At 38.0% G+C, this 13,395-nt stretch carries 16 protein-coding genes; 15 read left to right on the forward strand and 1 reads right to left on the reverse strand.

The window, feature by feature from the left end; genetic code table 11:
- Positions 1-4: 4 nt before the first annotated feature.
- From spoIIIAF to CFK37_RS14280, 3 genes are read left to right on the forward strand one after another with little or no spacing between them, the layout of a single operon-like run.
- Entirely contained in the window at positions 5-634 is a 630-nt protein-coding gene (gene spoIIIAF, locus CFK37_RS14270; protein WP_089062490.1) for a stage III sporulation protein AF, read from the forward strand.
- Entirely contained in the window at positions 631-1,275 is a 645-nt protein-coding gene (gene spoIIIAG / locus CFK37_RS14275) for a stage III sporulation protein AG (RefSeq protein ID WP_245837226.1), read from the forward strand. The genes spoIIIAF and spoIIIAG overlap by 4 nt, the downstream gene beginning before the upstream one ends.
- A gap of 13 nt (positions 1,276-1,288) precedes the next feature.
- On the forward strand, positions 1,289-1,843 hold the full coding sequence (locus tag CFK37_RS14280; RefSeq protein ID WP_089062491.1) for a SpoIIIAH-like family protein: 555 nt from the start codon (positions 1,289-1,291) through the stop codon (positions 1,841-1,843).
- A gap of 96 nt (positions 1,844-1,939) precedes the next feature.
- Here CFK37_RS14280 and tnpA read toward each other — a convergent pair whose 3' ends face one another.
- Complete coding sequence (gene tnpA / locus CFK37_RS14285; protein ID WP_089062492.1) at positions 1,940-2,362, reverse strand: IS200/IS605 family transposase; 423 nt, start codon at positions 2,360-2,362, stop codon at positions 1,940-1,942.
- Between the two features lie 89 nt (positions 2,363-2,451).
- On the opposite strand from tnpA, the gene CFK37_RS14290 reads away from it, so the two are divergent.
- The 12 genes from CFK37_RS14290 to ahrC all read left to right on the forward strand — a co-directional run bounded on the left by CFK37_RS14290 (position 2,452) and on the right by ahrC (position 13,384).
- Positions 2,452-3,819, forward strand: coding sequence for an IS200/IS605 family accessory protein TnpB-related protein (locus CFK37_RS14290; RefSeq protein ID WP_089062493.1), 1,368 nt, complete (start codon positions 2,452-2,454; stop codon positions 3,817-3,819).
- Between the two features lie 831 nt (positions 3,820-4,650).
- The gene (accB, locus tag CFK37_RS14295) at positions 4,651-5,160 is read left to right on the forward strand and encodes an acetyl-CoA carboxylase biotin carboxyl carrier protein (protein WP_089062494.1); all 510 of its coding nucleotides are present in this window, start codon (positions 4,651-4,653) and stop codon (positions 5,158-5,160) included.
- A 13-nt stretch (positions 5,161-5,173) separates the two neighbouring features.
- On the forward strand, positions 5,174-6,529 hold the full coding sequence (gene accC, locus CFK37_RS14300) for an acetyl-CoA carboxylase biotin carboxylase subunit (protein ID WP_089062495.1): 1,356 nt from the start codon (positions 5,174-5,176) through the stop codon (positions 6,527-6,529).
- A 47-nt stretch (positions 6,530-6,576) separates the two neighbouring features.
- Positions 6,577-6,969 carry an Asp23/Gls24 family envelope stress response protein gene (locus CFK37_RS14305; RefSeq protein WP_089062496.1) on the forward strand — a complete coding sequence of 131 codons (393 nt, stop codon included), beginning with the start codon at positions 6,577-6,579 and terminating at the stop codon, positions 6,967-6,969.
- Between the two features lie 108 nt (positions 6,970-7,077).
- Positions 7,078-7,458 (forward strand): transcription antitermination factor NusB, encoded by a 381-nt coding sequence (nusB, locus tag CFK37_RS14310; protein ID WP_089062497.1) that lies wholly within the window; start codon positions 7,078-7,080, stop codon positions 7,456-7,458.
- A gap of 15 nt (positions 7,459-7,473) precedes the next feature.
- Positions 7,474-8,325, forward strand: a complete 852-nt coding sequence (folD, locus tag CFK37_RS14315) for a bifunctional methylenetetrahydrofolate dehydrogenase/methenyltetrahydrofolate cyclohydrolase FolD (protein ID WP_089062498.1) — start codon at positions 7,474-7,476, stop codon at positions 8,323-8,325.
- Complete coding sequence (gene xseA / locus CFK37_RS14320) at positions 8,325-9,677, forward strand: exodeoxyribonuclease VII large subunit (RefSeq protein ID WP_089062499.1); 1,353 nt, start codon at positions 8,325-8,327, stop codon at positions 9,675-9,677. The genes folD and xseA overlap by 1 nt, the downstream gene beginning before the upstream one ends.
- Positions 9,670-9,900: an exodeoxyribonuclease VII small subunit gene (locus tag CFK37_RS14325; protein ID WP_089062500.1), complete on the forward strand. Its 231-nt coding sequence runs from the start codon at positions 9,670-9,672 to the stop codon at positions 9,898-9,900. The genes xseA and CFK37_RS14325 overlap by 8 nt, the downstream gene beginning before the upstream one ends.
- Positions 9,901-9,902: 2 nt before the next feature.
- The gene (locus CFK37_RS14330; RefSeq protein ID WP_089062501.1) at positions 9,903-10,787 is read left to right on the forward strand and encodes a polyprenyl synthetase family protein; all 885 of its coding nucleotides are present in this window, start codon (positions 9,903-9,905) and stop codon (positions 10,785-10,787) included.
- Between the two features lie 675 nt (positions 10,788-11,462).
- Positions 11,463-12,062 carry a hypothetical protein gene (locus CFK37_RS14335; RefSeq protein ID WP_089062502.1) on the forward strand — a complete coding sequence of 200 codons (600 nt, stop codon included), beginning with the start codon at positions 11,463-11,465 and terminating at the stop codon, positions 12,060-12,062.
- 20 nt (positions 12,063-12,082) lie between these two features.
- A complete protein-coding gene (locus CFK37_RS14340) occupies positions 12,083-12,904 on the forward strand; it encodes a TlyA family RNA methyltransferase (protein ID WP_089062503.1) in 822 nt (273 codons plus the stop codon).
- Positions 12,905-12,934: 30 nt separating this feature from the next.
- Positions 12,935-13,384 carry a transcriptional regulator AhrC/ArgR gene (ahrC, locus tag CFK37_RS14345; RefSeq protein WP_089062504.1) on the forward strand — a complete coding sequence of 150 codons (450 nt, stop codon included), beginning with the start codon at positions 12,935-12,937 and terminating at the stop codon, positions 13,382-13,384.
- Positions 13,385-13,395: the final 11 nt, after the last annotated feature.

Genomic DNA, 13,395 nt, shown 5'->3' on the forward strand with positions numbered 1-13,395 from the left:
GAATATGGATGCCATCGTCCAATGGATCACGCAAATAATTATCTTTATGCTTCTCGCAACGATTGTCGAATTACTGATTCCCGCAACATCCATGAAAAAATATATAAAGTTGGTGATTGCACTAATTTTAATCCTGATTTTTTTGAAACCTATTTTTTATTTATTTCATATAGATGTTAAAGAAGCCCTAACCGCTTCGTATGAAAGGCTTGAAAACTATAATGCAGATGAGAAAGATATGAAAAGTTTAATAGAATTTCAAAAAAATGAAATACAAGACAAACAATCTGCATATATTGAAGAACAAATGGCTGTCCAACTTATTGATCTTGCTAAGACCCCTTTACTAGAATCCTATCAAGCAGCAATTACCAACATTGAGTTTTCATTTGCATCAGAAAAAACACCAACGCGTAAAGAATTTGAGGATTTGGAGGAAGTCATTGTTTATATAAAACATGCAGAAGAAAGTGAGGAGGGTGTAAACATTGTAGATGAAGTAGTTATTAACACAAACACTCCAAAACGTAATAAGGACAGCCCAGAATTAGAAGAAATAGAAAACCTGTTACGGGATGTATGGGAAATTGAAAATAAAGAGGTAACTGTCATTTGGAAGGGGGGGACAACTTGAAAGAGTTTATCAAAAGATTTTTCCAAAACATGGATGGAAAAACAAAAGACAAGGTGCCAACTAAAAAGAGTAAATATTTAATTATCATCGGGGTCACTGGATTACTATTAATCATTATCGCAAATGTCTTCTCCAGTTCGTCACCAGATGAACCAGCACATGAACAAACAATTGGCAACACTGCAGTACAGCAGCCGGAAACCAAACCAACCCTGAGTAATAAGAAGTCTACAACTTCAAACGTTACAGATTTGGAAGAGAGTTATGAGAAGCAATTACAGGAACTGCTTGAAAAAATTAAAGGGGTCTCAGAAGTTGAGATTATGGTAAACCTCGATTCAACCAAAGTAAAAGTCTATGAGAAAAACCTAATTACAGGAAAACAGACTACCGAGGAAACAGATAAGAGTGGTGGAACACGGGAAATCGAGGATTATTCCAAGGAAACACAGGTTGTATTGGTTCGTCAGGGTGATAAGGAAGTACCTCTTTTAATACAAACGAAAAAGCCTGAAGTTAGAGGAGTATTCGTTATCGCTAAAGGTGTTGACCATGCAACAGTAAAAAAATGGGTGGTTGAGGCCGTTTCAAGGGTGTTAGATGTTCCAACGCATAGAGTTTCAGTAATGTCAAAAAGTTAGGGGAGATTAATTTATGTTGAAAAAACAAACTGTATGGTTACTAACAATGCTTAGCTTAATGATTGTACTAAGTGTTTACTACATGACATCGCCGGATATGGAAGACCAGGCATTTATTGACGAGGGACTTAAGCAAAATGATGATGTGGTTACTACAGGAGAAGGTACAGAGGGAGAGGCAAACGTTGAGGACATTGCAAATGTTGGACAAGAAGATGAGTTATTTACATCACTTCGTTTGGAAATTCAGGATTCACGCAGTGAAAGAAAGGACCGTCTGGCAGATGTCGTGGCATCAAGTTCAGCCACAACTGAGCAAAAGAATGAGGCCCTAAATGAAATGGATGTACTGGATCAACTTGCAACAAAAGAATCAGTTTTAGAAGAATCAATTTTAGCCAATACAGAGTATCAGGATGTACTGGTAAGATCTAACCAGGATCAGGTGCAAATTAATGTAAAGTCAGGCGAACTGACAAATCAGGAAGTCGTTCAAATTATGCAAATGGCACGTGATGAATTTGGTGAAATTCCAGTTAACGTTTATCACCAGCCAAAATCCGAATAACAAAAATTAATGAAATGACCCCAGATTCTGGGGCCATTTTTTTTAGCATTTTTGAACAAAGAGCGAAGGTGCAGTCCCCTTCAAATTGCACAGCAATTAGTGGGGGTTAGCCTTCGCGGTCTTGATATTTTGATCTTGGATATATTTTTTTATCATCTCCAATGGAGCACCACCAGTTGTTAGAATCAAATAACTTCTGTTCCAAAAGTAGGGCTTCCAATAATAAGAGCTAAGGAAATCTGCAAACTCTTTTCTGATATATCTAGAAGAAACTGTTTTAAAGCTATTAATGGAATTTGCCAGATTGATTTGCGGAGGTGCATCAAATAAAATGTGTAGATGATCTTCCTCGCTATTAAATTCAATAATGTCACAATTCCATTTAGAAAATAGATTATGGGCGACTTCTTCGAGTCGCTTTTTTATTGGTTCTGAAATAACTGGATGTCTATATTTCGTGGAAACAACTAAATGATATGTTAGCTTATAAGCAGCGTGTCTATTTTTGTTATAATGCATATTTGTCTCTCCTTATTGTTTTTTACAACTGATATGAGTTATAATAATTATATCATATAATTTAGAATAAACGGAAGGAGGGTTGTTCGATGAAGCAGGTCAAAACGATCAAAAATAAAATTTTATCGCACAGTGAAAAATCGTTCGAACCAACGCTTATTATTTATCGAGAAGCTTTAAAATTTACTGTCGATGTTGTCAATAAAGAATGGTCTATTCTTGAAGGTTCGAGTACAAAGGAAGCTATACGTATTATTGAAAAACTTATGCACCAAACGAAGAGCAACCCTTCTCCGAAATATAATTTTACGCTTTGTTTTTATAAGTTTCCTTCCTATCTTCGAAGGGCTGCAATCTCGAAGTCCTTTGGGATTGTGAACAGTTATCGTTCTAATTATAAAAATTGGGAGAATGAAAAGTCTAAAGCCATTGCCGACGGCAAGGCGTTTAATAAAAAACCTTCTAAGTTAGGTGTAGATTATAACGAGTTTCCTGTTTTTTATAAGGATAATATGTTTATTCGCACGGATGTTGATGAAGCGAAAATAAAAGTATATCTGAATCACGATTGGGTTTGGGTAAAAGTTAAGTTCAACAACAAAAACTTAAAAAACAGGAACATCACCGATTGGAAAGAAAATAATCCAACGCTTATTAAAGTTGGAAAAAAATATTTTATTAACTTTTCTTATGAAAAAGAGATCAAATTAAATAAAACGAAACTTAAAGATCAAACGATTATTTCCGTAGACTTAGGAATAACAAATTCCGCGGTTTGTTCAGTAATGCGTTCAGACGGAACTGTCATTGGCTGTAGGTTTATTAACCAGCCATTAGAAAAAGACCGCTTGAGAATAACTGTTAACAAACTTAAAAAAGCGCAGCGATTATCTGGTAAGATAGAAGCTCCAAATTACTGGAGAAAGATTAACGGATTACAGAATCATATCAAAGTAAATACTGCGGTAGAAATCGTCAAATTTGCTGACCTTCATCAAGCATCCGTCATTGTATTTGAGTACCTTGGAAAGATGAAACTCCCTTCAGGAGTTTATGGTGCAAAGCGCTTACGGCATAAGCTTCATTACTGGTCCAAAATAGGTATTCAATCCAAGGTTGAAGAAATGGCACATTACCGCGGTATTCGTATCCGCAGAGTGAATGCAAAATATACTTCCGCGCTTGCATTTGACGGTTCCGGTGAAGTGAAACGAAATAATAAAAAAGACCTCGCCACATTTAAGAGTGGTAAGGTCTATCACGCAGATTTAAGTGCGTCTTATAATATTGGCGCACGTTATTTCGTGCGAGAAATTTTAAAATCCTTTTCTGAGAAGAAAAGGTTACGTTTGAAGGCAAAAGTCCCTTCGATCGTAGCTAGAACACGGCTGACATTGGCTTCATTAATTAGCTTACATCAGGCACTTAGCACCAAAGGTGCTTTAACTAAAGCGTGATGATTGCTGTATTTAAGTCAATTGAAGCCCCTTCCAAATCTGTGATTTGGTGGGGGAGGTTCACTAGTTCATTGCTAATATCACCACAATTGTTAAATAGCGACGTGTACGCTGGGTTGTTTTCCGCTGCGGACCGTTGTGCACCTTAGGGCACGGCTTCAGTTTCCTCGAGAAACTTAACGAAGCCACTGAAAAAGATAAATATGGTACAAATATGTGGATCAATCATCGCATCTTGAATATACTGCGCGCACCTTAGGGCGAGTGACGAGCCTCCTTGCCCCGGCAAGGGGTAGCCGACGTTGCCCGCAAAGGGCGGTTTTAGTAGGGCCTCCTTAAATGCCGTCCTCCGGTGTCTCGCCGATCTCTCACTTCCCACAGGACAAGGAAAGCTTTCCTGAATAGGCATCGCACGAAGAAAAAGTGCATTTCTTTTTCGAGGAGTCTTTGTATATTCAAGAATCTAAGTTAAGGTGAAAAATGAAATTTTTAAAATCCACCACTTTTTCAGTGGCCTCATGATAGGTATAGGTGAGACCCCGCAGGGGGAAAGCTTTTTTAATGATATTATAAATGCTTTTGTATTGGGATTCGCTGGAAATACACTTACTCTTAGGTGAAACTATTCGCCAACAGGAATTATCATTGCTATAATAGAACTTGAAAACGGTTTTATTGCAGTATGGCGGGCAGTAATTACCTAGCTGAATGAAATTTCACTTTATGTATTTTTCCACGATGGGTTGAAGTTTTTATATGATTTAGCGTAAAATATTTACGGGAGTTATTTCTATTTGTTCGCATTTTTAAATAAAAGAAGGAGTGCCAAGCATGTTAAAAGTTCAAGAGATTCGCGAAATAATTAAACTAATTGATCAGTCAACCATCAACGAATTCACGTATGAATTAGATGGTGCTAAAGTATCTATGAAGAAAACTAGTGATGGTGAAGTTATTCAAATACCACAGCAAACTGTGAATAAAACCGAACAGCCAAAACAAGTACAGGAAGTAGAACAAACTGCTCCAAAAGAAGAAAAAGTGGAAAGCTCAGCTCCTGCTGTGGAAAACCCGGCTAATCAGGAGGCAAAAAAAGATTACGACTATGAAATTGTATCACCAATGGTAGGAACCCTATATAGTGCAGAGTCTCCGGAAAAAGATCCATATGTACAAACCGGAAGCAAGGTTGCAAATGATACGGTAGTCTGTATTGTGGAGGCAATGAAATTATTTAATGAAATCGAAGCCGAAGTAAGTGGAGAAATCGTTGAGATTTTAGTGGAAGATGGAGAGCTAGTTGAATATGGTCAACCACTATTTAGAGTAAAGGCTAAATAAGGGGATGGAACAAGTGATTAAAAAACTGTTAATTGCTAACAGAGGAGAAATAGCCGTACGAATTATCCGTGCGTGCAAGGAAATGGACATTGAAACTGTGGCTGTTTATTCTGAGGCTGATAAAGAGTCATTACATGTCCAATTAGCCGATGAAGCCTATTGTATAGGGCCGACCGCCAGTAAAGACAGTTACTTGAATTTTACAAATATCATGAGTGTTGCAACATTAACAAAGGTGGATGCGATCCATCCAGGTTATGGCTTTCTTGCAGAAAATGCCGATTTTGCAGAAATTTGCGATGCCTGCAATATTATCTTTGTCGGTCCGTCCGCTCAATCTATCCAAAAGATGGGAATAAAAGATGTTGCGCGGGAAACGATGAAGGCGGCTGATGTTCCAATTGTACCTGGTTCAGAAGGCATTATTGCAAATGAAGAAGAGGCGAAAAAGGTTGCCGATGAAATAGGCTATCCTGTAATAATTAAGGCGACTGCCGGTGGTGGCGGAAAAGGTATCCGGGTCGCACAAAATCAGGAAGAATTAATAAAAGGGATTCGTGTAACTCAAAAAGAAGCAGAGACTGCTTTTGGTAACCCCGGCGTTTACTTAGAAAAATTTATTGAGGATTTCCGTCACGTTGAAATTCAGATTCTTGCCGACAAACACGGTAATGTTGTTTATTTAGGTGAACGTGATTGTACAATTCAGCGCCGATTACAAAAATTGATTGAAGAATCACCTTCTCCTGCAATTACAGAGGACATACGAAAAAAAATGGGAGAAGCCTCTGTGAAGGCAGCTAAAGCCGTTAATTATGTTGGTGCTGGAACAATTGAATATATTTTTGACCGTAAAAGCAAATCATTTTATTTTATGGAAATGAATACCCGTATCCAAGTGGAACATCCGGTTACAGAAATGGTGACAGGAATTGATTTAATTAAAGAACAAATTAAAGTAGCAAACAACGAGAAATTGTCGTTCGGTCAAAAGGATATTACGTATGATGGTTGGGCAATTGAATGTCGGATTAATGCAGAAAATCCATTTAAGAATTTCATGCCATCACCAGGGAAAATTGAAATGTACCTACCACCTGGTGGATTTGGAGTAAGAATTGATTCGGCTGCATATCCCGGATATTCCATTCCGCCATATTACGATTCGATGATTGCAAAATTAATCGCCTATGGTTCGACAAGGGAAGATGCATTAAATCGTATGAAGCGGGCACTTGACGAATTTGTCGTAGATGGAATTCATACGACAATTCCTTTCCAGCGTTTAATCATGGAACATGAAGTGTTTGAAAACGGAGACTTTAATACGAAGTTTTTAGAAGAACACCCTATTTTGGAAAAAAAGTAACTGCCTGATTAAATAATTCGTTAAGGTGAAAATAAGGGAGTGTTACGATGAGTGAACAGCCTTTGTTAAATGTAAGTGAGGATAGTAGTTTGGGTACCGTTGAAATTGCTCCGGAAGTAATTGAAATTATTACCGGGATTGCATCATCAGAAGTGGAAGGCATTTCTTCTATGCGCGGAAACTTTGCTTCTGGAGTTGTCGAACGTTTTGGTAAAAAATCACTTAGTAAAGGTGTTAAGGTTGAGCTTACTGAAGCGGGGATTACAATTGATTTATACGTGGTATTGGATTTCGGTGTGACAATACCGAAAGTAGCGCAGGAGCTTCAAACGAATATTAGGCAGACATTAAAGAGTATGACAGCACTGGAAATTTCCGAAGTTAACGTTCATGTCGTCGGAATTCAGATGGAAATGAAAGAAAATACAGAAAATGAATAAAGTGAAACGGCTAAAGGGAAACAATCCTTTTGGCCGTTTTTTCTGTCTAGCATTGGTTTAATGTTCATGTTATTATTTGTAGAGATATGTTTAAAGGAGTAATGAATGATGAAACGGCACACAGCAAGAGAAAAGGCATTCCAGCTACTATTTCAAATGGATTTAAATGAATTTGATCCAAATGAAGAGTTACACGAACATCACGGCGAAGAGGAAATTGATTCCTTTTTGGAGACACTGGTTCAAGGAGTGGTTCAACAACAGACAACCATTGACGAGAACATTTCGTATCATTTGGAGAATTGGTCAATCAGGCGAATTGCTTCGGTTGAGAAAACAATCTTGCGTATAGCGACATATGAAATCTTGTATATGGAGGATATACCAACGAATGTATCTATTAACGAAGCAGTTGAATTGGCAAGTAAATACGGAGATGAAAAGTCCGGAAAATTTGTTAATGGTGTATTATCAAAAATAATCGCATAAAAGGGGAATGCAGTTATGTCAGCTGAGATAATTAATGGAAAAGAATTAGCACAGCAATTAAAAGATAACATGAAGAATGAAGTAACTGAATTACGGGACAAGGGGATTACCCCACACTTAACCGTAGTATTAATTGGAGATAATCCCGCATCTAAGTCCTATGTAAAAGGAAAAAAGAAAGCAAGCGCTGAAACTGGTATTTCATCAGATATAATTGAATTACCTGATTCAACTAGTGAGGAAAAATTGTTACAGCTTATTTCAGAATTAAATAATGATCCAGAAGTTGATGGGATATTGGTCCAATTACCATTGCCAGAACATATTGCAGAACAGAAAGTTATTGAATATATTGATCCGGGCAAAGATGTAGATGGATTTCATCCAGTAAATATTGGGAGGATGATGACAGGAAAGGATACGTTTCTTCCTTGTACCCCGTTTGGCATTGTTACCATGCTTAAATCAAAGAATATTGCTATTTCAGGACAGCATGTTGTTGTGATAGGAAGAAGTAATATAGTTGGCAAACCTGTTGGACAACTTTTATTAAATGAAAATGCAACTGTTACATATTGTCATTCCAAGACAAAGGGTTTAAAACAATTTACCAAAATGGCAGACATTTTAATTGTTGCTGTTGGCATCCCGGGCGCAATTGGCGCTGATCACATAAAACCAGGTGCAGCCATTATTGATGTTGGCATAAACCGTCTTGCGGATGGATCATTAACAGGCGATGTAGATTTTGAGGAAGCAAAAGAAGTTGCCTCTTATATAACACCGGTTCCTAAGGGTGTTGGGCCCATGACTATTACTATGCTGCTGCAAAACACGATCAAGGCCGCAAAAGGACGGAAAGCATAGTGACTGTACAATATCTTACTGTAACAGCACTTACGAAGTATATTAAACGAAAGTTTGATACCGACCCGCATTTACATCAAGTGTTTGTTAGAGGGGAAATTTCTAATTTTAAACTCCATAGCAGGGGACATATGTACCTGACAATAAAGGATAATCAAACGAGAATACAAGCAGTAATGTTTGCAGGTAATAATCGATCATTAAAGTTTACCCCGGAAAATGGCATGAAGGTTTTAATTACTGGTGATATTGGAGTATTTGAACCTTATGGACAGTACCAACTATACATACAACATATGGAACCTGATGGCATTGGGGCGCTTTATCTTGCCTTTGAGCAATTAAAAGATAAATTGTTAAAGCAAGGTTATTTTGAACAGGACCACAAAAAAGAGATACCTCCCTATCCTGAACATATCGGAATTGTCACGTCGCCGACTGGTGCAGCAATCAGAGATATAATTACGACCATTAAACGCAGATATCCAACTGTTGGTCTAACAGTAATCCCCGCTCTTGTGCAGGGAGTAAATGCTGCTGGTTCAATCGTAAGGGGTATTGAATTAGCAAACAGCCTTCCAGATCTCGATCTGTTAATTGTCGGTAGAGGCGGGGGATCTATAGAGGAATTGTGGGGTTTTAATGAAGAGATAGTGGCACAGGCAATATATGATTCAAGAATACCTATTATTTCCGCAGTTGGCCATGAAACTGATACAACAATCAGTGACTATGTTTCTGATTTACGAGCCCCCACCCCTACAGGTGCTGCTGAATTAGCAGTGCCCTCGCAGATAGAGTTAAAGGATAAATTGCTCCAAATCAAACGTTCTTTAACAACATTCATGAACAATCAGCTCTATTCGTCATCAAAACAACTTGGACATTTGAATCAGTCCTATGCATTTCGTTATCCTAAACAACTAGTCATTCAAAAGGAACAGGAACTGGACAAGTTGGTAGAGCGATTAAACAAAGCGGTGCAATTTACTGTTAAGAAGAAAGATGATGAATTAAGTAGCAACAAGAAACGATTATTAAGCAATCATCCAGAGCAGCAAATCCAAACAATGAGTAAACAAATATACCAGTTGCAAAAAGAGCTGCAAAACCGGATGTCGCTCATATGTGATCAAAAGGCAACTCAGATCGGTTCCATAATTGATAAACTTTCGCTATTAAATCCATTGGAAATCATGAAACGTGGATACGCAATACCTTATGACCAAAATGGGAATATCATTAAGTCTGGAGAACAGGCGAGTAAAAATGAACTCATACAGGTAAAGTTACTTAACGAAATATTGGCATGTCGAATAGAAGAAATACGGAAGGATGAGGCAGATGAGTGAGAATGAACTTTCCTTTGAAGAAGCTATGATACAATTAGAAAAGATTGTTGAACAGCTGGAAGAAGGGGATGTCCCATTGGAGAAGGCAATAAACTATTATCAAGAAGGCATGAAGCTATCAAAAGTTTGCAATGATAAATTAATTAATGTACAGGAAAAAATGACCAGAATTATGAATGAACAGGGAGAGTTAAAACCTTTTGACATACAGGAGGAAAAGTAATCGTGCAATCATCATTAACTTCTTTCATAGAAGATAACAAACAATTTATTCAACAAGAACTTCACAGTGCCTTGTACCAATTGGATATACCAGCAACCCTAAAAGAATCAATGATTTATTCAATTGAAGTTGGAGGGAAGAAGCTTAGACCAATTCTTTTGATAGCAAGTTATGGCGCATATGGTGATGATAAATCAAGCGTTATTGCTCCAGCAATTGCACTTGAAATGATTCACACATACTCACTTATACACGACGACCTGCCAGCGATGGATGACGACAGTATTAGAAGAGGAAAGCCAACGAATCATATTGCTTTTGATGAAGCAACAGCAATTTTGGCTGGTGATGCCCTTCTAACGTTTAGTTTTGAAGTATTAGCTTGTGATCGTCATTTAACAGATAACCAAAAAGTGTTTCTTATTAACGAATTATCTAAAGCAAGTGGCCCAAAAGGAATGGTTGCTGGTCAATTACTGGATATTGAAGCAGAAAATAAGGAATTAACATTGGAGCAATTGGAAAGAGTCCATGCATTGAAAACAGGCGAATTAATAAAGTTTGCAATTAAAGCAGGAGCCTATGTTGGTAATGCATCAACAGAGCAATTAGATCATTTGGACGAGTTTGCTTATTATTTGGGTCTGATTTTCCAAGTTCAAGACGATATCTTGGACGTAATGGGAGACGAAGAAAAGATCGGTAAACCGGTTGGCAGTGATGAGGGAAATAATAAAAGCACCTATCCGAAATTACTTGGCAATAAAGGCGCAATCAAGCAAAAAGAAAAATATGTTAAACTCGCCAAAGATGCGTTATTCCAAGCCGGTGCGGATCAATCATTTTTAATGAGTTTAACCGATTATTTCAGTACTCGTGATCATTAAACATATTAGATAAAAAAAGCAATTTATGATATAATATAACTATAAATGGAATGGTGCAGTATTCTAGTCAGTCTTCCGTTCCTGAAGGCGGGCCTAAAAATCCGCCAAAGGGCACATCGATGAAGTTCCTTGTGTTGGCTTGAGGCGCCCAGCCTTGGGTCAGTGCTGGGAGTTAAGGTTTTAGGGCGATCCACAAAGGCATGTGGGCGTTGACCCTATTACCGCGGAGGCCCATCTCTGTCGTGGTAACTAAGCCTAGGGACCATTATGGAATGGGGTATGAACCTGCATAGTAGGAATGGGAAAACCTACTTGTAGCGTAGCCTGCCTTGAGTGGTGTTCGAGGGGATTGGAGTTACAGATTTCAGACTAGCGGCCACTAGTTTGTTATTTCTCTTCTTCATGAAATCGACACTGCAAAAGAGGCTAGGGAACGCCAAAAAGACTGCTGAGGAAATCTCCTAGACTGTTCTGTTGACGTTTAAAAGGGATTATAGTGTGGACTAAGTGGTAATCCAGTCTAGTTTTTGGTGACAAAGCTAAGATAAGTTTAAAGGGGAACCGCCTCTATGGCAACATGGGGTACTTATTTGGGAAAACCTACTGGACCTAAGCCGCAGTTTTTACCTTTTAAATGACCATTCCATACTTACATAAAAAAGTTTGAGGTATATAATGAAATCACAAATAAAACGATCCATGAAATTTAGTTTAACCATTGCCGTTATCACTTTTGTGTTAGCGGCTATTTTTTCAATTATTTCTTCCTCCATATTAAGCGATGTCATTTGGATCATCGGGCTATTAATTGTACTTGTTATCGTCTTAATTGGTGTTGTATTTGACATGCTCGGAATAGCTTCCACAGCAGCAAGCGAACAACCATTTCATGCAATGGCGGCAGAGAAAGTACCTGGTGCAAAAGAAGCGGTTATTATTATTCGTAATGCTGATAAATTCGCCAGCTTTTGTAATGATGTAATCGGGGACATATCGGGTATTGTCAGTGGAACCGCATCCGCCATTGTCGTCTTACAAATAGCTGAACTATTTGGCCAGGGTGAGGGATCAACCGGTCAAATTACATTATCAGTTGTTTTGACAAGTGTGGTAGCTGCCATAACGGTGGGAGGGAAAGCATTAGGAAAGTACTTTGCAATTAATGCATCGACCAATATTATCTTTTTTGCTGGAAAGACTATTTCGATTATTGAACGCCGCTTAAAGATAAAGGTTCTGCCTAAGAATGAGAAGCAATATAACAAGATCAAATAAGTTGTAAAGGATAATAAATAATGACTAAGAAGCGTTTAGATGTATTATTAGTTGAAAGAGGGTTAGTGGAAACAAGGGAAAGGGCAAAAAGAACTATAATGGCGGGACTTGTATTTTCAGAACAAATTCGTTTAGATAAGCCTGGAGTGAAGGTGGATGAGGAAATACCAATTCACGTCAAGGAGAAATTAATCCCGTATGTTGGCCGGGGCGGACTTAAGCTTGAAAAGGCGATAAAGGAATTTTCTCTTAATATGAATGGAAGAATTATGATGGATGTCGGATCATCAACTGGCGGATTCACAGACTGCGCACTGCAAAATGGTGCAGAGTTATGTTATGCAATAGATGTTGGGTATAACCAACTGGATTGGAAGTTAAGGAATGATGAACGAGTAGTTGTTATGGAACGAACCAACTTCCGATATGTAACAAAGGACATGCTTAACAGTGGTTTTCCGGACATCGCCACAATTGACGTTTCCTTTATTTCGCTGAAGCTAATTTTGCCTGTTTTAAAACAATTACTTACGGAAAACGCTGATGTTATTGCATTAATAAAACCGCAATTCGAGGCTGGCAGGGAACAAGTTGGAAAGAAGGGAATTGTTCGTGATAAAGTGGTTCACTTCCAAGTGCTTGATACGATCATTCGTTTTGCAAAAAATGAGGGATACCAATTATATTCATTGACCTTTTCTCCCATTACAGGCGGAGATGGAAACATCGAATTCCTTGCCCATTTTGGTTGGAAAAACAGAGAAGGAATTTCTTTGAATCAAACCGATTTAAAAGAAGCCGTAGAGCAAGCGCATGCAAACTTTAAAGCAAAAAATGTATAAGTATAAAGGCTTGGAGGTAGGTCTACGGACATGAGCAAAACGCAGAGGCAAATTAAAATACGGGAAATAATTATGAAACATGATATTGAAACACAGGATGAACTTGTAGATGAACTGCAAAAGTCAGGTTTCCCTATAACACAAAAGACAGTTTCTCGTGATATAAACGAATTGCATTTAGTCAAGGTACTGACTCCGGGTGGAACCCATAAATACAGCTTGCCTTCTGATCACCGGTTTAATCCTTCTGATAAATTAAAACGATTAATTCGTGACGCTTTTGTAAAAATAGATCATGCGAGTCACTTTATTGTGTTAAAAACACTTCCCGGTAATGCGCATGCTGTAGGAGTCTTAATTGATCACTTGGAATGGCAGGAGATAATGGGCACAATCTGTGGTGACGATACATGTATGATTATTTGTAAAAATGAATCGGACTCCGTACAGATTAAAGAGCGATTCCTTAAAATGTTGTAGTAATTCAAAAG

This window comes from Virgibacillus phasianinus (assembly GCF_002216775.1).
Lineage (GTDB): Bacteria > Bacillota > Bacilli > Bacillales > Amphibacillaceae > Virgibacillus_F > Virgibacillus_F phasianinus.

Bases quoted from the DNA above. Each gene is read 5' to 3' on its own strand.
- CFK37_RS14280 (WP_089062491.1), top strand. From the start codon at position 1,289: ATGTTGAAAAAACAAACTGTATGGTTACTAACAATGCTTAGCTTAATG.
- nusB (WP_089062497.1), top strand. From the start codon at position 7,078: ATGAAACGGCACACAGCAAGAGAAAAGGCATTCCAGCTACTATTTCAA.
- CFK37_RS14325 (WP_089062500.1), top strand. From the start codon at position 9,670: ATGAGTGAGAATGAACTTTCCTTTGAAGAAGCTATGATACAATTAGAA.
- ahrC (WP_089062504.1), top strand. From the start codon at position 12,935: ATGAGCAAAACGCAGAGGCAAATTAAAATACGGGAAATAATTATGAAA.
- CFK37_RS14290 (WP_089062493.1), top strand. From the start codon at position 2,452: ATGAAGCAGGTCAAAACGATCAAAAATAAAATTTTATCGCACAGTGAA.
- CFK37_RS14335 (WP_089062502.1), top strand. From the start codon at position 11,463: ATGAAATCACAAATAAAACGATCCATGAAATTTAGTTTAACCATTGCC.
- accB (WP_089062494.1), top strand. From the start codon at position 4,651: ATGTTAAAAGTTCAAGAGATTCGCGAAATAATTAAACTAATTGATCAG.
- folD (WP_089062498.1), top strand. From the start codon at position 7,474: ATGTCAGCTGAGATAATTAATGGAAAAGAATTAGCACAGCAATTAAAA.
- CFK37_RS14340 (WP_089062503.1), top strand. From the start codon at position 12,083: ATGACTAAGAAGCGTTTAGATGTATTATTAGTTGAAAGAGGGTTAGTG.
- CFK37_RS14305 (WP_089062496.1), top strand. From the start codon at position 6,577: ATGAGTGAACAGCCTTTGTTAAATGTAAGTGAGGATAGTAGTTTGGGT.
- tnpA (WP_089062492.1), bottom strand. From the start codon at position 2,362: ATGCATTATAACAAAAATAGACACGCTGCTTATAAGCTAACATATCAT.
- spoIIIAF (WP_089062490.1), top strand. From the start codon at position 5: ATGGATGCCATCGTCCAATGGATCACGCAAATAATTATCTTTATGCTT.